Origin of the sequence: Rathayibacter sp. PhB1, assembly GCF_004362935.1 — a bacterium.
Classification (GTDB): domain Bacteria; phylum Actinomycetota; class Actinomycetes; order Actinomycetales; family Microbacteriaceae; genus Rathayibacter; species Rathayibacter festucae.
Map to the genome: position 1 here is coordinate 63,238 of NZ_SNYD01000005.1, position 18,116 is coordinate 81,353.

An 18,116-nucleotide genomic window follows, 5' to 3' on the forward strand; every position below is an offset into this window, starting at 1 on the left:
CGAGCGCCTCCATGCTGATCGAGCGGCCCGCGCAGCGGGTCCCTTGCATGCTGATCGAGTAGCCCTCGTCGAGGGCGTATCGAGATCCACCCACCGAACGACGGCGGGTCTCGATACGCCCCTCCGGGGCTACTCGACCAGCATGGGGCGGCACATTCTCGCGCGCATGCGAATCGAGCAGCCCGCGGAGCGGATCCCTTCCCTGCTGATCGAGCAGCCCGCGCAGCGGGTCCCTTCCCTGCTGATCGAGTAGCCCGCGCAGCGGGTCCCTTGCATGCTGATCGAGCAGCCCGCGCAACGGGTCCCTTCCATGCTGATCGAGTAGCCCTCGTAGAGGGCGTATCGAGATCCACCCACCGAACAACGGCGGGTCTCGATACGCCCCTCCGGGGCTACTCGACCAGCATGCGGCGGCACATTCTCGCGCGCATGCGAATCGAGCGGCCCGCGAAGCGAGTCCCTCTCATGCCGATCGAGCAGCCCGCGCAACGGGTCCCTCGCATGCCGATCGAGCAGCCCGCGCAATGGGTCCCTCTCCTGCTGATCGAGTAGCCCGTGAAGCGGGCGTATCGAGATCAACCCACCGAACGACGGCGGGTCTCGATACGCACCGCGGGGCTACTCGTCCAGCACGCTTCGGATCAGTCGGCGCCCAGGATGACGATGGCGGCCGTGGGGGGCAGCGCGTCCTCGTGGTAGCGCTCGATCTCGGGGATCGCGGCGGGGTCGGCCTGCTCGAGGAAGCCGGTGAGGCGCGCGACCTCGTCGGTCTCGCCGATGGACTCGGCGGCGCGGCGGAGGGCGTAGAGGGAGAGCAGGAAGCCGCGGTTGGGGCCGTGCCGCCACGGGATGGGGCCCTGGCCGCGCCAGCCGGCGGTGCGGAGCAGGTCGAGGCCGCGGTGGTAGCCGACGCGCGCGTAGGCGTAGGACGGCAGCGCCGCGTCGATCCCCCAGACGCTGTCCGCGAGGAGAGCCCAGGCCAGCGGCGAGCGCGGGTGGGCCGCCGCGAGCGCGGCGAACTCGACAGCTCCCGGGTTCGCGTGCTTGGCGAGGGCCGCGGTGATCGCGGGCTCGTCCGGGAGGAGGGTCGGTTCGGGGCCCAGCAGGTTCTCGCCATTCATGTCCTCAGGGTAACCCGCTCCCGCTGTGCCGCTCCGGGGCAGCCCGTCGACTCCCCCGTCCGGGCTGCGCCGATAGCATCGACCCCATGGCGACGAAGCGCAGCGAGGTCGAGGCCTGGCTCACGGACATGGACGGCGTGCTGGTGCACGAGAACCAGGCGCTCCCCGGCGCGCCCGAGCTCATCCAGGAGTGGACGGACGCGGGCACCCCGTTCCTGGTGCTCACGAACAACTCGATCTTCACCCCGCGCGATCTCGCGGCCCGGCTGCGGGCGTCGGGGCTGCACGTGCCCGAGGAGCGGATCTGGACGAGCGCCCTCGCGACCGCCGACTTCTGCGCCTCGCAGATGCCGGGCGGCAGCGCGTTCGTGATCGGCGAGGCCGGCATCACCACCGCCCTGCACGAGGCCGGCTTCATCATGACCGAGACCGCGCCCGACTACGTCGTCGTCGGCGAGACCCGCAACTACAGCTTCGAGGCGATCACGAAGGCGATCCGCCTGATCGTCGGCGGCGCCCGCTTCATCGTGACCAACCCCGACGCGACCGGCCCGAGCGCCGAGGGCGTCATGCCCGCGACGGGCGCGATCGCCGCCCTGATCACGAAGGCCACCGGCAAGGACCCGTACGTGGTCGGCAAGCCGAACCCGATGATGTTCCGCTCGGCGATGAACAAGATCGGCGCGCACAGCGAGAACACCGGCATGATCGGCGACCGGATGGACACCGACATCGTCGCCGGCATCGAGGCCGGCCTGCACACCGTCCTCGTCCTCACCGGCATCAGCGACCGCGCCGAGATGGACCGCTACCCGTTCCGCCCCGACGAGGTGCTGACCGGCGTGCACGAGCTGCTCTCCACCGACCCGTACGAGACCGAGTTCCCGCCGGACGACCAGATCCTCTGACCGCCGCCCCGGCCCCGTCGCTCCTCCCACCCGACCTGCCCACACTCCAGAAGTTGCGGTAGTCGCACGCGAATACTGTAACTTCTGCGGACCCGCCGCGGACCACCCGGGAGACGGCACTCCCACTCCTCAGTAGTTGCGGTAGTGGCGCGCGACTACCGCAACTACTGCGTACTCGGGCGGGATCGGCTGGCGGCCGCGCTCCCACTCCTCGGAAGTCGCAGTGGTCGGTCGTGGGTACCACGATTTCCGCGTACCCGCCCGCGCACCAGCAGACCACGCTCTGACTCCTCGAAAGTTGCGGTAGTGGCGCGCGACTACCGCAACTTCTGCGTACTCGCGGCCGGAGGGTGGGGAAGGGGGCGCCCGCCCGCTCAGAAGCGGACGTGCTGGAGGATCCAGGCGTGCATCGCCACGGCGGCGGCGGCGGAGGCGTTGATCGAGCGGGTCGAGCCGAACTGCGAGATCTCGAGGACGGCGACGGAGGCGGCGATCGCCTCCTCCGAGAGGCCCGGCCCCTCCTGCCCGAACAGCAGCACGCAGCGCTCCGGCAGCGCGAACGTCTCGATCGGCACGCAGCCGGGCACGTTGTCGACCGCGAGCAGGGGCACGTCCTCCGCCTCGGCCCAGCGGGCGAGGTCGGCGACGGTCTCGTGGTGCTGCACGTGCTGGTAGCGGTCGGTGACCATCGCGCCGCGCTTGTTCCAGCGCCGGCGCCCGACGATGTGCACGCTCTCGGCGCCGAACGCATTGGCGCTGCGCACGATCGAGCCGATGTTCATGTCGTGCTGCCAGTTCTCGATGGCGACGTGGAAGGGGTGCCGCGTCGCGTCGAGCTCCGCGACGATCGCGTCCATCCGCCAGTAGCGGAAGCGGTCGATCACGTTGCGGGAGTCGCCGCGCTCGAGCAGCTCGGGATCGAGGCGGTCGTCGTCGGGGCGCGGACCGACCCACGGCCCCACGCCGTTCGTCGTCGCCTCGGGGGAGGCGGAGGGCCCGGCCTCGTCCACGTCTCGCGCCGCCCGGCCTACGCCGACGGGGTGCCGTCGACCGAGCCGAGCATGTCGCCGCCGCCGGCGCGGTCGACGAAGCAGTAGTAGCTGCGCCCGCCGGCGTCCCACTGCTCCTGAGTCACCGGGAAGGAGGCGGACACCTGCACGTCGCCGTACGCCTCGGCACCCGCGATGTCGACGACGCCCTGCGCCTGGCAGAGCGAGGACACCGAGACGGCCAGCGCGTCCTGACCCGGGAAGACCGCATCGGTCAGCTCACCGGTCGCGACCATCTCGCCGGTGTGGGCGGTGGCGCAGTCGACGACCGTGAACTGCTCGGCCCAGACCGTGTCGAACGGCTGGAGGCACTCCCCGCCCAGCAGCGCCGTCCAGGCGTAGCTGCCGGCCGGCAGCGGGCCGACGGTGGGCAGGGCGGCGGTGGGCGCGCTGGTGGGCGTCGCACTCGGCTCGGACGGAGCGGCGGACGTCGCGGCCGGGGCCGGCGCCGCCTCCTGATCGCCGTTCGAGCCGACGGCGATCCCGATGGCGAGGATCGCGCCGAGCAGGAGCACGACGCCGACGGCGATCAGGCCGATCAGCAGGCGCCGACGGCTGCGGGCCCGGTCGGGGCCGGGCGCGCCGACGCTCGTGACGGAGGGGACGGGAGCGGGGGCCGGTGACGTCGCGGGCTTCTCGGCGCGGGGCCTCTCGCCGCGGGGCTTCTCGGCGCGGGGCTTCTCGGCGCGGGGCTTGCGGGTCGAGCGCTTGGCGGCGTTGACGTGCGCGCGGGCGGGAGTGCTGAACGGCGCGACGGCCGGGGCGGCGGGCTCGTCCTCGCCGGACGTCCCCTCGGCACCGGTGGTCGGCTCTCCGGAGGCGGTGCCGTCGTCGTCCGGCTCGAGGTTCCAGGCGTAGGCGCCGGCGGTCTCGCGCCAGAGCTCCTCGTCGCCGCCATCGTCCTCGGGCTCGTCGCGCGGGGCGACGACGTCCTCCCACACCGGCGGTGCGTCCCAGCCGCCGCGGGGGTCGGGCCACTGGTAGACGGTGGGCACCGCGGGCTCGCGTGGCTCGGGCTCGGTCGCACCCTCGGGCCGGTCGCGGCGCGCCTCGGAGCGGCGCCCTCGCTCGCGGAGCGCCGGGGGCGCGGTCGGCAGATCGTCGATCGGCGGTCCCGCGGGCAGGACGGGCGCGGCGGACGCGATTTCGGCCGGCTCGGCCGGAGACTCCGGCGCGGAAGCGGCAGCGGGGCTCGGGGCGGCCGGCGACTGCGGGAGCACCGGGCCGAGCGGGAAGCGCGGAGAGGGCGTGACCGGTCGCTCGGGAGCGGACTCCGAGCTGGTCGAGTCGTCCGCTGCGGGCCGCGACCGGGGAGCGGTGAAGGCGGCCCAGATGTCGCGGCGCGCGGAGGCGGCGTCGGCCTCGGGATCGGACGCGGGCTCCACGGGCGTCCGAGCGTCGTCCTCCGCGGGCGCCGCGTCCGTGGTCGGCGGTGCGGGAGCGGGGTCGGGCTCGACGACGGTCTCGCGAGCGGAGCCGGGCTCGGGCTCCACGGGTCGCACGGCATCGACCGGCTGCTCGACATCGGCCTGCTGCTCGACATCGGCCTGCTGCTCGGCATCGACGCGCTGCTCGGAATCGACGGGACGCTCGGAATCGACGGGACGCTCGACCTCGACGGGACGCTGGACCTCGGCGGGCCGCTCGACCTCGGCGGACGGCTCGGCCTGCTCGGCGTCGACGGGGCGCTCGGCAGCTGCGACCTGCTCGGTCTCACCGGCCTGCTCGGTCCCACCGGCCTGCTCGGTCGGGCCGGCCTGGTCGGGCTCATCGGCCCGCTCGGTCCCGTCGGCCTGCTCGGTGCTGACGGCCGGTTCGGACCCGGCGCGGCGCTCGACGTCCACCGGCTGCTCGACGACGGACTGCTCGACGACGGACTCCTCGGCCGCGACGGACCGGTCGGCGTCGAGGGGCCGCTCGGCGTCCGCGGGCTGCTCGGCCTCGGTCGGGTCCTGCGACTCCGCGGGCTGCTCCTCCTCGGCGGGCGCTGCCTCGGGCGCGGCCTCAGGCGCGGGCGCGGGCTCGGGCGCAGGGGTGCGCGGGGCGTCGAAGATGCTCTTGAGGCGGCCGCCGCTCAGCTGCTCGAGGAGCCACTCGCTGCCGCCGGCGCGGCGCTCGGGCTGCTCGTCACGCCCGCCGTCGGGCTGGTCGCCGCGCTCGCGGCCGTCGTCGTCCACCATCAGCTCAGCCCGAGGTCGGCCAGCCCGATCGCGGCGAAGTAGGGGTAGCCGGCGCCCTCGATGATCTCGCGTGCCCCGGTCGCACGGTCGACGACGACGGCGACTCCGGCGATCTCGGCGCCGACCTTCAGCAGTGCCTCGATCGCGGCGAGCGGGGAGCCGCCGGTGGTGGAGGTGTCCTCGACGACGACGACGCGCTTGCCGGCGAGGTCCGGGCCCTCGACCTGGCGGCCGCGGCCGTGGTCCTTGGGCGCCTTGCGCACGACGAAGGCGTCGTACTCGAGTCCGCGGAGGACGCCGCGGTGCAGGATCGCGGACGCGATCGGGTCGGCGCCCATGGTCAGACCGCCGACGGCGTCGACGCGCTCGATCGGGGCGATCAGGTCGAGCATCACGTCGCCGATGAGCGGGGCGACCCGGTGGTCGAGGCTGACGCGCCGCAGGTCGACGTAGTAGCTCGCCTTCTTGCCGCTCGTCAGGGTGAAGTCCCCGTGGAAGACGGCGTCGGAGCCGATGTACTCGATGAGCTGCTGGCGTGCGTCGGTCACGCGCCTACTCTACGGGGCACGCCTACGGCGCGGACTCGGCCCCGCCCGCGCGCGTCGCACCGGCCTTCTCGCCCTGTCCCTCCTCGGCTCCCCCGCGGAACTGGGTCATGTAGAGGTCGTAGTACGCGCCGCGGCGCTGGAGCAGCGCCTCGTGAGCGCCCTGCTCGACGATGCGGCCGGCCTCCATCACCAGGATCGTGTCGGCGTCCCGGATCGTGGAGAGGCGGTGCGCGATGACGAACGAGGTGCGGTCGGTGCGCAGCGCCGCCATCGCGTGCTGGACGAGCAGCTCGGTGCGGGTGTCGACCGAGGAGGTCGCCTCGTCGAGGATCAGCAACGACGGGTTGGCGAGGAACGCGCGGGCGATCGTGATCAGCTGGCGCTCACCGGCCGAGACGCTGCCGCCCTCGGCGTCGAGCACCGTGTCGTAGCCGTCGGGGAGCTGCTGCACGAAGCGGTCGACCATCGTCGCCCGGGCGGCGTCGGCGATCTCCTCGTCGGTCGCGTCGAGGCGGCCGTAGCGGATGTTCTCGCGGATCGTGCCCTGGAACAGCCAGGCGTCCTGGAGCACCATGCCCACCCGCGAGCGCAGGTCGCCGCGGCCGATCAGGGTGATGTCGACGCCGTCGAGCAGGATCCGCCCGCCCGTGAGCTCGTAGAAGCGCATCACCAGGTTGACCAGCGTGGTCTTGCCGGCGCCGGTCGGCCCGACGATCGCGACCGTCTGGCCCGGCTGGGCCGAGAAGGTCAGTCCCTCGATCAGCGGCTGCTCCGGGTCGTAGGAGAAGGAGACGTCCTGGAACTCGACGTGGCCGTCGGTGCGCTCGGGCAGCGAGTCGACCGCGGTCTCCGGCTCCTGCTCGTCCGCGTCGAGCAGCTCGAAGGTGCGCTCGGCCGAGGCGACGCCCGACTGCAGCATGTTCGCCATGCTCGCGAGCTGGGTCACCGGCTGGGTGAACTCGCGCGAGTACTGGATGAACGCGGTCGCGTCGCCGAGGGTCAGCTGACCCGAGGCGACCCGCAGCCCGCCGACCACGGCGATCAGCACGTAGGAGAGGTAGGACACGAAGGTCATCGCCGGCATGATCATGCCCGAGACGAACTGGGCGCCGAACGAGGCCGAGTAGAGCGCGTCGTTCCGGCGGTCGAACTCCTCGAGCATCTCCCGGTCGCGGCCGAAGGTGCGGACGATCTCGAGGCCGGAGAACGTCTCCTCGATGTGGCCGTTCAGCGCGCCGGTGTTCTTCCACTGCGCGGCGAAGAGCTTCTGCGAGCGGGCGCCGATGACGCCGGCGATCACGGCGGACAGCGGGATCGAGACCAGCGCGATCAGCGCGAGCTGCCAGGAGACGATGAACATCATCACGGCGATGCCGATGATGGTGAGCACCGACTGGACGAGCTGCGAGAACGCCTGCTGCAGCGCCGTCTGGATGTTGTCCACGTCGTTGGTCACCCGCGACATCACGTCGCCGCGCTGCCGGGTGTCGAAGTAGCGCAGCGGGAGGCGGTTGATCTTCGCCTCGATGTCCTGGCGCAGGCCGAAGACGACCCGCATCACGAGGCCGTTGAGGATGTAGCCCTGGGCCCACATCAGCACCGACGCGACGACGTACATCAGCAGCACGACGATGATCAGGCGCCCGAGCACGGTGAAGTCGATGCCCTCGCCGGGGACGATCGCGGTCTTGGAGAGCATGTCGGCGAAGGTGCCGTTGCCCTCGGCCCGCTGCTGCTCGATGATCTGCTCGAGCGGGACGCCGGCCGGCAGCTGCGAGCCGATGACGCCGTTGAAGATGGTGTCCATCGCCTGGCCGAGGATCTTCGGCGCGATGACGGTGAGGACGACCGACGCGGAGACGAGCGCGACGACGAGGATCATCCGGGCGCGCTCGGGGCCGAGCAGGCTGAACAGCCGCTTGGCGGAGGGCCAGAAGTTCTGCGCCTTCCGGGCGGGCGGGCCGTCGCCGAACATGCCGCCGTCGCCCTCGCCGGGCTCGAACTCGGGCTCGAGCTCGGAGGTCTCGGCGACCGGCGCCGCCTGGGCCTCGGTGTCGCGTGCGCGTGCCATCTCAGGCCACCCCTTCCACGCTCAGCTGGGATTCGACGATCTCGCGGTAGGTCGCGTTCGTCTCGAGGAGCTCGTCGTGCGTGCCGCGGCCGACGATGCGGCCCGCGTCGAGCACGACGATCTGGTCGGCGTTCCGGATCGTCGACACGCGCTGGGCGACGATGATCACGGTCGCGTCGGTGGTCGCCTCGGCGAGGGACTCGCGCAGGCGCGCGTCGGTCGCGACGTCGAGCGCCGAGAACGAGTCGTCGAAGAGGTAGACGCGCGGCTTCGCGACGAGCGCCCGGGCGATGCAGAGCCGCTGGCGCTGCCCGCCGGAGACGTTGGTGCCGCCCTGCGAGACGGGCTCGTCGAGCCCGCGCTCCTTCGCGCGGACGAAGTCCTCGCCCTGGGCGATGCGCAGCGCCTCCCAGAGCTCCGCGTCGGTCGCGTCGGGTCGGCCGAAGCGGAGGTTGGAGGCGATCGTGCCCGAGAAGAGGTACGGCCGCTGCGGGACGAGCCCGACGACCTTCGCGAGCTGCGCGCGGTCGAGAGAGGAGACGGGCACGCCGTCGATGGCGACCGAGCCCTCCTGCGGGTCGAACAGCCGCGGCACGAGGCCGAGCAGGGTCGTCTTGCCCGCACCGGTCGAGCCGACGATGGCCGTCGTCCGGCCCGGCTCGGCGACGAGGTCGAGCTGCGAGAGCACGGGGCGCTCGGCGCCCGGGTAGCCGAAGACAACGCCGGAGAACTCGACGCGGCCGACGGTCGGCGCCTCGACGCCGCCGGTCGGCGTGGTGAGGCTGGTCCGGGTGTCGAGGACCTCCTGGATGCGCTCGGAGCAGACCACGGCGCGCGGGATCATCATCACCATGAAGACGCCCATCATCACGGCGGTGAGGATCTGCAGCAGGTACTGGAGGAACGCGGTCAGCGAGCCGATCTGCATCTGACCCGCGTCGACCCGGTGCCCGCCGAACCACAGCACGGCGGCCGTGGCGAGGTGCAGGATCATCATGATCGCGGGGAACATCAGCACGAAGATGTTGCCGACCTTGATCGACACCTCGGTGATCGCCTCGTTCGAGCGGCGGTAGCGCTCCGACTCGAAGGGCTCGCGGACGAAGGCGCGGACCACGCGGATGCCGGTGATCTGCTCGCGCAGCACGCCGTTGATCCCGTCGATGCGGTCCTGCATCAGGCGGAACAGCGGCAGCAGCAGGAAGACCAGCACGCCGACGACGACGAAGAGCACGGGCACCGAGACCCAGACCAGCCAGGAGAGCCCGGCGTCCTCGCGCAGGGCGAAGACGATCCCGCCGATGCACATGATCGGCGTCGACACCATGAAGTTGAGCGTCATCAGCACGAGCATCTGCACCTGCTGCACGTCGTTCGTACCGCGGGTGATCAGGGTGGCGGTGCCGAAGCGGCCGACCTCGAGCCCGCTCAGCGAGTCGACCCGGCGGTAGACGTCGCGGCGCAGGTCGCGGCCGACGGCCATCGCGGTGCGCGCACCGAAGTAGACGCCGCCGATCGCCGCGGCGACCTGGACCAGGCAGACCGTGAGCATCGTCATGCCGGTGGCCCAGATGAAGTCGGTGTCCCCCTGGCCGATGCCCTGGTCGATGATCTCGGCGTTGAGACTCGGCAGGTAGAGCGCCGCGAGGGTCGCGATCAGCTGGAGCACCACGACCGCCGCGATCGACCGGGAGTAGGGCTTCGCGTACGAGGACGCGAGACGGAGCAGGATCATGGGTCCTCCGGTCGAGGCGGGGCGGGAGAGGGCGGCCGGGTCCGCGAGAGGCGGATCGGCCGAGCACGGGGACGGCCGGAGCTTCGGGGCTCGGGCCGAGCGGCGCGGAGGAGCGGCCGCTTCAGGGACGGCGCAAGACAACCATCGACCACCGACACCGGTTCCGCAATCGGCCGGCAGGAGGAGACCGCCCGCGCCCGGCCCCCGTGCGGGGAACCTGTCGGCGGCGGCTCCTAGACTTCCGGAATGCGCATCGCCACCTGGAACGTGAACTCCATCCGGGCCCGCACCGGCCGCGTCGTCGACTGGCTCGTGCGCGAGGACGTCGACGTGCTCGCCATGCAGGAGCTCAAGTGCAAGCCCGAGCAGTTCCCGCACGAGGCCTTCGCCCAGGCGGGCTACCACGTCGAGATGGTCGGCCTCAGCCAGTGGAACGGCGTCGGCATCGCCTCCCGCCTGCCGATGGAGGACGTCCAGGTCGGCTTCCCCGGGATGCCCGGCTTCGCCAAGGAGCCCGCCGCGGACGGCTCCTTCCCGCTCGAGGCCCGCGCGATCGGCGCGACGGTCGACGGCGTGCGGGTCTGGAGCCTCTACGTCCCCAACGGCCGCGCGGTCGGCGACCCGCACTGGCACTACAAGCTCGAGTGGTTCGCGGCCCTCGAGGCGAGCACCCGCGCCTGGCTCGCGGCCGAGCCCGACCTGCCGCTCGCGCTGGTCGGCGACTGGAACGTCGCCCCGCTCGACAGCGACGTCGGCGACCCGACGCTCGGCCCCGGATCCACGCACGTCTCCCCCGAGGAGCGCGCCGCCTTCGAGGCCTTCACCGCCTCCGGTCTGCACGACGTCGTGCGCCCGCTCGTCCCCGAGGGCTACACCTACTGGGACTACAAGCAGCTGCGCTTCCCGCGCAACGAGGGGCTGCGGATCGACTTCGTGCTCGGCTCGCGCGCCTTCGGCGACCTGGTGACCGGCGCCTCCATCCACCGGAACGAGCGCAAGGGCGACGCGCCGAGCGACCACGTCCCCGTGGTGGTCGACCTCGACCTCGACACCTCGCTCGACGACGACCGCCCGATGATCTTCTGACCGTGGCCTCCTCGAAGAAGAAGCGCGCCCGGGCCGAGCAGCCCTCGAGCGCCGAGCGCCCCTCGACACCGCGGCGCCCCTCCACGGCGGAGCGCGCCGCCGCGAGCCGGCCGGCCGTGGCGCGGGCGCACGACGAGTTCCGCACCGAGGCGTACCGCTCGGTCCGCGAGACCTTCGCCGCCGGGAAGCCGCTGCGGCGCCGCTGGGACCTGGTGCTCTCGATCCTCGGCTGCCTCGCGCTCGGTCTGCTCTGCGTGGTGCTCGGCTACCTCGCCGCGATCCTCGCCGTCTTCCCCGGCCAGTGCGAGGGGCAGAACATCGCCTGCGACTACGACCGGATCGACTGGGGCGTCTCGCTCGCCCTGATCGGCCCGCCGATCCTGACGCTGATCGCCGTGGGCGTGACGATCATCCGCTACCTCGTCGGCCGCCGGGTGTTCTGGATCCCGATCGTCGCCTTCGTGCTCTGCGTCGGCACCGCGTTCCTCGCGTCCTGGCTCGTCACCAGCTCGATCCCGGGCTCCGCGCTGGCCTGAGCCGGGCGGCCGTCCACCGGCCGCCCCGCCGTCAGCCGGCGCAGGTCGGGTCGTCGGCGAGCGTCACCTCGGTCTTGTTGATCATCGGCGTGACCCGGACGGCCTGCTCGCCGAAGGCCGCGGCGGCGTCCGCGGCGGTGAAGCCGACCGTCACCGTCGTCGACTCGCCGGGAGCGAGCTGGACCGCGACGCGCGCGACCGGACGCCCGAGGTCCTCGGACGGCTCGAGGACACTGGCCGCCCCGCCGAGCGGGTCGGACCAGGAGGCCTGCGCCGACGAGGTCGTGGTGCCGGGAGGGCCGTAGACGTAGACGTTGGTGACGAAGTCGCCGAGCGGGAAGCGGTTCCCGCCGTTGGCCGCCACGTACTTGGGCAGCGTGCGCGCGACCTTCTCGGTGATGGTGTTCGTCAGCGTGACCTGGGTGGAGAAGCTCGTGCCACCGGCGGCGCAGCGGTTCGTGCTCGACTGGGTCACCGCGGTGTCGAGGTAGTAGTCCATCTTCGAGCCGATCGACGCGTCCTGGAAGAACACGCCGGTGGTCGAGGTGTCGTCGTTGTCCGTCGGCAGGACGCCCGCGATCGGGGTCGGGGCGAGCAGCGCCTGCTCGTCCGGGTCGGTGCTGTAGGCGAGGATCCGGCTCTCGCCGACGGCCTTCACCACGGCGGGGAGCATCTTCGACGGCTCCATGTCGCCGCCGAGGATCTTGCCGAGGACGGTGGCGCTGGCCTCCGAGAAGAACGCGTCGGTCGCGTCGGCGACGGTCGCGTCCGAGTAGCGGAAGTAGACCTTGTTGAGCAGCGTCGAGACGGTGTTCTCGCTGGTCAGCTCGGTGCCGTCGGTGAGCGTCACCGGCCCGGTCGAGGCGAGCAGGTACTGCAGCGCCATCGGGTCGATCGCGAGCACGCCGTCGATCTTCTGCTCCGGGAACTTCTGCGCCCAGAACTGCGTCGCGATCGAGGACGCGGTCGGGAAGTCGGGGCGGCTGGTGGACACGTTGAACGTGGTCGCGAGGTTGCCGCCGAAGGTGTCGAGCGCACTCTGGTCGACCGTGACCGACTGCAGCCCGCGGAAGTCCTGGCTCGACTGCTGCGTGCCGACCGTGATCGCTCCGCCGTCGATGTTCAGCTGCATCACCGAGGAGGCGCCGCCGCCGAGGGCCTGCGCCTCGGCGAGGTTCTGGAAGAGCACGAGGTAGCTGCGCGGTCCGCTCGCGCCGAGGGCGTCGGGGAGGATCGCGGTGATCGGCTGGACCTGGTCCATCGCGCTGGTCGCCGTCTCGAGCTGCGGGGCGAACGCGTCGAGCGCGGAGGCGACCTGCGGCACGAGCGCGCCCCGGTCGATCCCCTCGACGCGGGCCTGCGCCTCGTCGACGACGCCCTTGGCGACGGTGATCTTGTCGGAGAGCGCGGTGATCGCGGCGATGTCGACCTTGCCGTTGACCGGCTTGAGGACGTCGAGCGAGGTGGAGGAGAGCGGGGTGACGATCTTGCCCGAGACGTCGTCCGCGATCTCGGTCGCGGCGCGCACGGCGGAGAGGTTCGGGCCGAGGAACGGCACGATCTCCATCACCCGCCACACCGGGTCGTCGGTCTCGTCGCGCGCCTCGCCGGTGAGGGTGGCGATCTGGCCGGCTGTCGACTCCGCGCCCGCCGTGTCGAAGCCGGTGAGCTGGTCGGCGACCTGGGAGACCAGCGGGATGGCGGAGGTGAGCTTGGCACGCACCGTCATCGCCTTCTCGTAGGTCTGCACCGCGAGGAACGCGGCGACGACCGCGCCGATCACGAGGACCAGCAGGACGGTCAGGGTGATCCAGAGGCCCCGTCGGCTGCGGCGAGGGGTGCCGGAGGCGCGGCGAGAGGAGGTCGTCGTGGTGCTCATTCGAGAGAGCCTAAGCGACGCCCGCCCGCGGACGGCGGTCGATCCGCGCCGTCGTCAACCCAGGAGGAGGGACACGGCGATGAGCACGGGCACCGCCGTGACGGTGGTCACCAGGGCCGTGTCGCGTGCCACGGCGACGCCGCGGTCGTAGCGGGAGGCGAAGTTGAAGATGTTCTGCGCGGTCGGCAGCGCCGCCGTCACGGTCACCGCGAAGAGGTGCTCGGCGTCGAGCGCGAAGGCGAAGCGGCCGAGCAGATAGGCGGTCGCGGGCATCACCAGGGTCTTGAGCAGCGAGGCGACGGCGACCTCGATCCGCCCGGGCCCCGGCTCCAGCGGCCGCTGCCCGCGCAGCGACATGCCGAACGCCATCAGCACCAGCGGGATCGAGGCGTTGCCGATGATCGAGAACGGCTCGAGCAGCGGCGCCGGCAGCTGCACCCCGGTGACCGAGACGACCAGGCCGAGCGCCGAGGCGATGATCATCGGGTTCCGCAGCGGCTGGGTGAGGATGCCCGTGACGGAGGCGCGCCCGCTCGTCGAGACGTCGAGCACCGTGAGGATCGTCGGCGCGAGCAGCAGCAGCTGGAGGAGCAGGGTCGGCGCGACCCACTGCGGGTCGCCGAGCACGTAGATCGCGACCGGCAGGCCGATGTTGTTGGCGTTCACGTAGGAAGAGGCTGCGGTGCCGATCACCGTCTCCGGCACCGGCCGGCGGAAGAACAGCCGCGACGCGACCAGATAGAGGACCGCCACGATCGCGACCGTGATCAGCGACACCAGGAGGAAGGAGGAGAACAGCACCGAGACGTCGGCGCGGGCGAGCACCGTGAACAGCAGCGCCGGCGTGGTGACGAAGAAGGCGATGCGGGTGAGGACGGCGCGGCCCTCGGGCGGCACCAGGCCGAACCGGGCGATCAGGTAGCCGACCGCGATGACCGTCCCGATGATCGCGAACCCGGTGAGCACTCCCTCCACGGCGTCCTCCGTCTCGTCGGCGGAGCCGGGCGGCTCGCGGGCTGGGATCGTCGGCGCGGGTCGGCGCGCCGCGTCCAGCCTAGGAGGCGCCGCCCGTTGCCCCGTCGCGGGGCCGGGCCTACGGTGGGCGCATGCCGCATCTCGAGGTCCCCGGAGCGACCCTGCACTGGGAGTCGGACGGCCCCGCCTCCGCCCCCGCCCTCCTGCTCGTGCACGCGGGCATCACCGACCTGCGGATGTGGGACCCGGTCGTCCCCGCGCTCGCGGAGGACCACCTCGTCATCCGCTACGACACCCGCGGCTTCGGCGAGACCCGGACGGACGACGTCGAGTTCGACCCGCGGCAGGACGCCCTCGACGTGCTCGAGCACCTCGGCGTCGAGCGCGCGACGGTGATCGGCTGCTCGCGCGGCGGCTCGCTCGTCCTCGACCTGGCGCTCGAGCACCCCGACCGCGTCACCGGCCTGGTGCTGATCGCCCCCGGCGTCGGCGGCTTCCCCTACCCCGACCTCACCGAGGAGGAGGACCGCCGCTTCGACGAGATCGACGCGGTGCTGACCGCCGGCGACCACGAGCGCGTCGCGCGGATGGAGGCGGAGCTGTGGGCGTTCGGCCCCGACCGCGATCCCGCCTCGCTGGACCCCGCGTTCGTCGAGACCGTGCGCGAGCTCGCCCGCGGCCGCTCCGGCCACGAGGGCGAGAAGCCCCGGCCGACCGCGATCGAGCCGCCCGCCTACGACCGCGTCGTCGACATCGCGGTGCCCACGCTGGCGATGGTCGGCGCCCACGACGTCTCCGAGTCGCTCCCCGTGCACGCCTTCCTCTCGGCGACCGTGCCGGGCGCCGACGCCCACGTCTTCGAGGACGCGGCCCACCTCCCCAGCGTCGAGCGACCCGAGGAGTTCCTCGCGGTCCTCCGCCCCTGGCTGGCGACCCACGGCCTCTGACGCGAGCCGCGACGGCGCGCACTGATGCTGGTCGAGCAGCCCCGCAGGGGCGTATCGAGACCCGCCGTCATCAGCAGGGCGGGTCTGCAGACTCGTCCTTCTGACGCTGGTGGATCTCGATACGCCCGCTCCGCGGTCTACTCGATCAGCATGGACGGGCCCAGCACGGCCGAGACGCGTGAACATCCCAGCACCCCTGCTGGTCGAGGAGCGCGCAGGAAACGGGCGCGCCAGCGCGCAATGTGGTCGCGGAACGCGCAGAGAACGGGCGACAGCGCGCCATCATGCTGGTCGAGTAGCGCGCAGCGCGTATCGAGACCCCACCCCCTGCAGAGGGTGGCGCACCCGCGACGCCGTCAGCGGTTCTTGAAGTAGCGGAAGAGGTGCCTCTCGCGCGTCGTCAGCACGCCGAGGAGGACGCCCGTCGCCGCGCCCAGCACGGCGACCGCCGGCGTCCGGAGGCCCTGGATCAGGGTCGCCGCCGCGTCGACGGGCGGACCGGTGCTCGAGAAGAACAGTGCGACGGCGAGGCCCGCCGAGCCGACCGGGATCAGCCACGCGAGCGACTCCAGCAGCAGGACCGCCAGCAGCTCGACCCGGTGGACCCGCGAGTGCAGGGCCGAGGCGAGCTCGACCCGGCGCAGGGCCGTCACCGCCCAGCACGCCGCGAGCACCAGCAGTCCCGCGAGCGGCCCGGCGGCGAGCGTCACCCGGTCCGCGTTGCGAGCCCCGCCGTCGAAGGCCGCACCGAGGCGCGAGTTCAGCGGTGCGAGCACGGGCGCCGGATCGTCGGGAGCGCTCTCGCCGAGCAGCACGGTCGTCAGGAGGAGGGCCCGGACGGTCTCGCTCTGCGGCCAGGCGTCGACCCAGCACTCGTCGAAGGGCCGCTCGCCGGCCGGAGCACCTGCCAGGGCCGCGTAGCCGAAGCCGCGCCGCCGCCCGTCGTCCGGGTAGTCGTAGCCTCCGCGGATCGCGACCGAGCCGCCGGCGGCGAGCGCGAGGTCGCCGCCGCGCCCGACGGCGTCCGCTGCCTCGGGTCCGAGGACCACGCCGGTCCCGGGCACCGCCGCGGCTCGGAGGATGTCAGGGACGCCCGCGGTGACCTCGAAGAGCGGGATGGGCGAGCGGGGCAGCACGGCCGTGACGAGATCGGACGCGGCGGTGCGGACCGCTCCGGCTGCCCGCACCGTCGCCGAGCCGGCGAGCGCCGCGCACGCCTCGCCGTCGATCCGTCCCGGCGCGGCGAGCGTCTGCACGGAGGCGCCGGCCCGCTGGTACGCCTCCGCCTCCCGCACGTGCTGCCGCGTCACCGCGAGGTCCGCGATCTGGATCGGCACGGCGACGAGGAGGACGCACGCGCAGAGCAGCAGCGCACGCGAGGTGCCGGTCGAGACGTTGCGCCAGGCCTCGCGGACCAGGCTCGAGACCCTCACTGCCCGCCTCCGGAGTGCGCGGTGAGGTCCAGCGCCGTCGTGCAGGAGTCGCGCGTGCCGTGATCGTGCGTCGCGACGACGAGGGCGCAGTCGGGTGTCGCGGCCTCGGCGATCGCCCGGTTCACGGTCTGCGCCGTCCGCTGGTCGAGCTGGGCGGTCGGCTCGTCGATGAGGAGGAGGGTGGGCTGCGCCGCGAGGGCCCTGGCCAGCATCAGCCGCTGGGCCTCGCCGCCCGAGAGCTCGCGGAAGGCGCGGTCGGCCGCATGCCGGAGCTCGAACCGGTCGAGAAGTCCCGCCGCCAGTTGATCGGCTTCGACGCCGGAGCGCCCCGCAGCGAGGAACGGCAGAGCGACATGATCGAGCGCCGACCGCCGGGCGACGCCGTGCGGGTTCTGGAACACCCAGCCGATCCGCTCGTGTGCTGCTCGATCGACGCCGCCCTCGGTCGGCTCGACCCAGCCGGCGAGCAGCGCGAGCAGCGTGCTCTTGCCGGACCCCGACGGACCGACGACCGCGCAGGTCTCGCCGACCCGGAAGTCCGCGCTGAGCCCGCGGAAGAGCCAGGGGCCGCGCTCGAAGCGGTGCCCGAGCCCGTGCACCCTCACCCGCAGCTCCGCGCCTCGGGCAGGACCGCGACCGAGGCCGGCTCCTCCCCGTCGGGGAAGACGACCGCCGAGCGGCCCAGCTCCGAGGAGACGACCTCGACGCGGGCCGGGGAGCCGTCCGCCACGACGCAGCCGCGCTCGCCCTCGAACGCGAAGAGGGCGGACGGCGGCACCACGCCGACTCGGACGGGGTTCGCGAGCACGTACTCCGCGCGGACGGTCGTCGTCCCCTCCGTCGCGAGCGCCGACCGGGCGGACACCGTGGCCGCGAACGATCGCAGGTCGGCCTCGGCGGTGACCGCGCCCTCCGGAGAGAGCGTCAGCACCGCGTCGTCCACCAGCAGCCGCCGCTCGCCCGGCAGGACGTCCGCCGGGACGGAGGGGAGACGCAGCGCCGCGATCCCACCGGCGACGACGGCGACGGCACTCCCCCGCTCGACCGGGCCGCCCACCGAGAGCCCGCAGGAGGCCGTGGTGACCGTCGGTCGTGGGATCCAGAGCAGCCGTGACCGCGGGATCGCCGCGAGCTGCTCGTCCTCCCCCGACGCCTCCTCGAGGAGGTGCTCGATCGCGCGGATCGAACCGTCACCGAGGACCCCGTCGGCGACCAGCGGGGAGCCGAGGCGGACGAGCTCCTCCTGCAGAGCGCGCACGTCGGGACCCCTGTCGCCCTTCACGAGGTCGCGCCAGAGCGGCGTCGCCGTTGCGAGGGACAGCACGGGTGCGCCGTCGACCGCGAGGGACGACGTGCCCGAGGAGAACGATTCGCCTGCGCGGCAGGCCGAAGCGGTCAGCAGCCCCTCCGTCGCGGACACGAGGGACACGTCCGCTGCCCGCTCGAACCCGGCCTCGACCTGGCGAGGATCGGCGAACTCCTCGAACGGGACGGGCACCGTCTCCGGACCGGACGACTCCGCCAGGCTCGCGGGCACCGTCGGCGTCACCAGGAGGAGTGCGGCCCCCGCGCCGCCCGAGGCGAGGAGCACCGCGATGACGACGCCGAGCGAGAGGCGGGCGGCCCGCGACGGCCTCATGCCCGGACC

General features: G+C 72.8%; 15 protein-coding genes. 4 read left to right on the forward strand and 11 right to left on the reverse strand.

Annotated elements, in window-relative coordinates; genetic code table 11:
- Nucleotides 1-641 precede the first annotated feature (641 nt).
- The gene (locus tag EDF17_RS13425) at nt 642-1,121 is read right to left on the reverse strand and encodes a DUF3151 domain-containing protein (protein WP_123447130.1); all 480 of its coding nucleotides are present in this window, start codon (nt 1,119-1,121) and stop codon (nt 642-644) included.
- An 86-nt stretch (nt 1,122-1,207) separates the two neighbouring features.
- Between EDF17_RS13425 and EDF17_RS13430 the strand changes: the two genes are divergently transcribed.
- Nucleotides 1,208-2,029 carry an HAD-IIA family hydrolase gene (locus tag EDF17_RS13430; protein ID WP_123447131.1) on the forward strand — a complete coding sequence of 274 codons (822 nt, stop codon included), beginning with the start codon at nt 1,208-1,210 and terminating at the stop codon, nt 2,027-2,029.
- Nucleotides 2,030-2,403: 374 nt separating this feature from the next.
- Here the strand turns inward: EDF17_RS13430 and EDF17_RS13435 are convergent, their stop codons facing one another.
- The 5 genes from EDF17_RS13435 to EDF17_RS13455 are packed head-to-tail and all read right to left on the reverse strand — an operon-like array spanning nt 2,404 to nt 9,612.
- Nucleotides 2,404-3,039, reverse strand: coding sequence for a TrmH family RNA methyltransferase (locus EDF17_RS13435; RefSeq protein WP_123447132.1), 636 nt, complete (start codon nt 3,037-3,039; stop codon nt 2,404-2,406).
- A gap of 17 nt (nt 3,040-3,056) precedes the next feature.
- Nucleotides 3,057-5,258: a septum formation family protein gene (locus EDF17_RS19910; protein WP_166649685.1), complete on the reverse strand. Its 2,202-nt coding sequence runs from the start codon at nt 5,256-5,258 to the stop codon at nt 3,057-3,059.
- Complete coding sequence (gene pyrE / locus EDF17_RS13445; protein WP_123447133.1) at nt 5,258-5,806, reverse strand: orotate phosphoribosyltransferase; 549 nt, start codon at nt 5,804-5,806, stop codon at nt 5,258-5,260. The genes EDF17_RS19910 and pyrE overlap by 1 nt, the downstream gene beginning before the upstream one ends.
- Nucleotides 5,807-5,828: 22 nt before the next feature.
- On the reverse strand, nt 5,829-7,877 hold the full coding sequence (locus EDF17_RS13450; protein ID WP_123447134.1) for an ABC transporter ATP-binding protein: 2,049 nt from the start codon (nt 7,875-7,877) through the stop codon (nt 5,829-5,831).
- Between the two features lies 1 nt (nt 7,878).
- Entirely contained in the window at nt 7,879-9,612 is a 1,734-nt protein-coding gene (locus EDF17_RS13455; RefSeq protein WP_123447135.1) for an ABC transporter ATP-binding protein, read from the reverse strand.
- A 246-nt stretch (nt 9,613-9,858) separates the two neighbouring features.
- Between EDF17_RS13455 and EDF17_RS13460 the strand changes: the two genes are divergently transcribed.
- Both EDF17_RS13460 and EDF17_RS13465 read left to right on the forward strand, forming a co-directional pair.
- Nucleotides 9,859-10,698 carry an exodeoxyribonuclease III gene (locus tag EDF17_RS13460; protein ID WP_123447136.1) on the forward strand — a complete coding sequence of 280 codons (840 nt, stop codon included), beginning with the start codon at nt 9,859-9,861 and terminating at the stop codon, nt 10,696-10,698.
- A 2-nt stretch (nt 10,699-10,700) separates the two neighbouring features.
- Nucleotides 10,701-11,234 (forward strand): DUF6264 family protein, encoded by a 534-nt coding sequence (locus EDF17_RS13465; protein ID WP_123447137.1) that lies wholly within the window; start codon nt 10,701-10,703, stop codon nt 11,232-11,234.
- 31 nt (nt 11,235-11,265) lie between these two features.
- Here EDF17_RS13465 and EDF17_RS13470 read toward each other — a convergent pair whose 3' ends face one another.
- Nucleotides 11,266-13,113 carry a DUF4012 domain-containing protein gene (locus EDF17_RS13470; RefSeq protein WP_123447138.1) on the reverse strand — a complete coding sequence of 616 codons (1,848 nt, stop codon included), beginning with the start codon at nt 13,111-13,113 and terminating at the stop codon, nt 11,266-11,268.
- Between the two features lie 54 nt (nt 13,114-13,167).
- Nucleotides 13,168-14,088, reverse strand: coding sequence for an AEC family transporter (locus EDF17_RS13475; RefSeq protein WP_123447139.1), 921 nt, complete (start codon nt 14,086-14,088; stop codon nt 13,168-13,170).
- Between the two features lie 131 nt (nt 14,089-14,219).
- Here EDF17_RS13475 and EDF17_RS13480 point away from each other — a divergent pair, with 131 nt between their 5' ends.
- Nucleotides 14,220-15,035, forward strand: coding sequence for an alpha/beta fold hydrolase (locus tag EDF17_RS13480; RefSeq protein WP_123447140.1), 816 nt, complete (start codon nt 14,220-14,222; stop codon nt 15,033-15,035).
- 356 nt (nt 15,036-15,391) lie between these two features.
- On the opposite strand, the gene EDF17_RS13485 is transcribed toward EDF17_RS13480, so the two are convergent.
- The 3 genes from EDF17_RS13485 to EDF17_RS13495 are packed head-to-tail and all read right to left on the reverse strand — an operon-like array spanning nt 15,392 to nt 18,107.
- Nucleotides 15,392-16,468 carry a hypothetical protein gene (locus EDF17_RS13485; RefSeq protein ID WP_123447141.1) on the reverse strand — a complete coding sequence of 359 codons (1,077 nt, stop codon included), beginning with the start codon at nt 16,466-16,468 and terminating at the stop codon, nt 15,392-15,394.
- On the reverse strand, nt 16,465-17,073 hold the full coding sequence (locus EDF17_RS13490) for an ATP-binding cassette domain-containing protein (protein WP_243732897.1): 609 nt from the start codon (nt 17,071-17,073) through the stop codon (nt 16,465-16,467). The genes EDF17_RS13485 and EDF17_RS13490 overlap by 4 nt, the downstream gene beginning before the upstream one ends.
- Nucleotides 17,070-18,107 (reverse strand): hypothetical protein, encoded by a 1,038-nt coding sequence (locus tag EDF17_RS13495; protein ID WP_123447143.1) that lies wholly within the window; start codon nt 18,105-18,107, stop codon nt 17,070-17,072. The genes EDF17_RS13490 and EDF17_RS13495 overlap by 4 nt, the downstream gene beginning before the upstream one ends.
- Nucleotides 18,108-18,116: the final 9 nt, after the last annotated feature.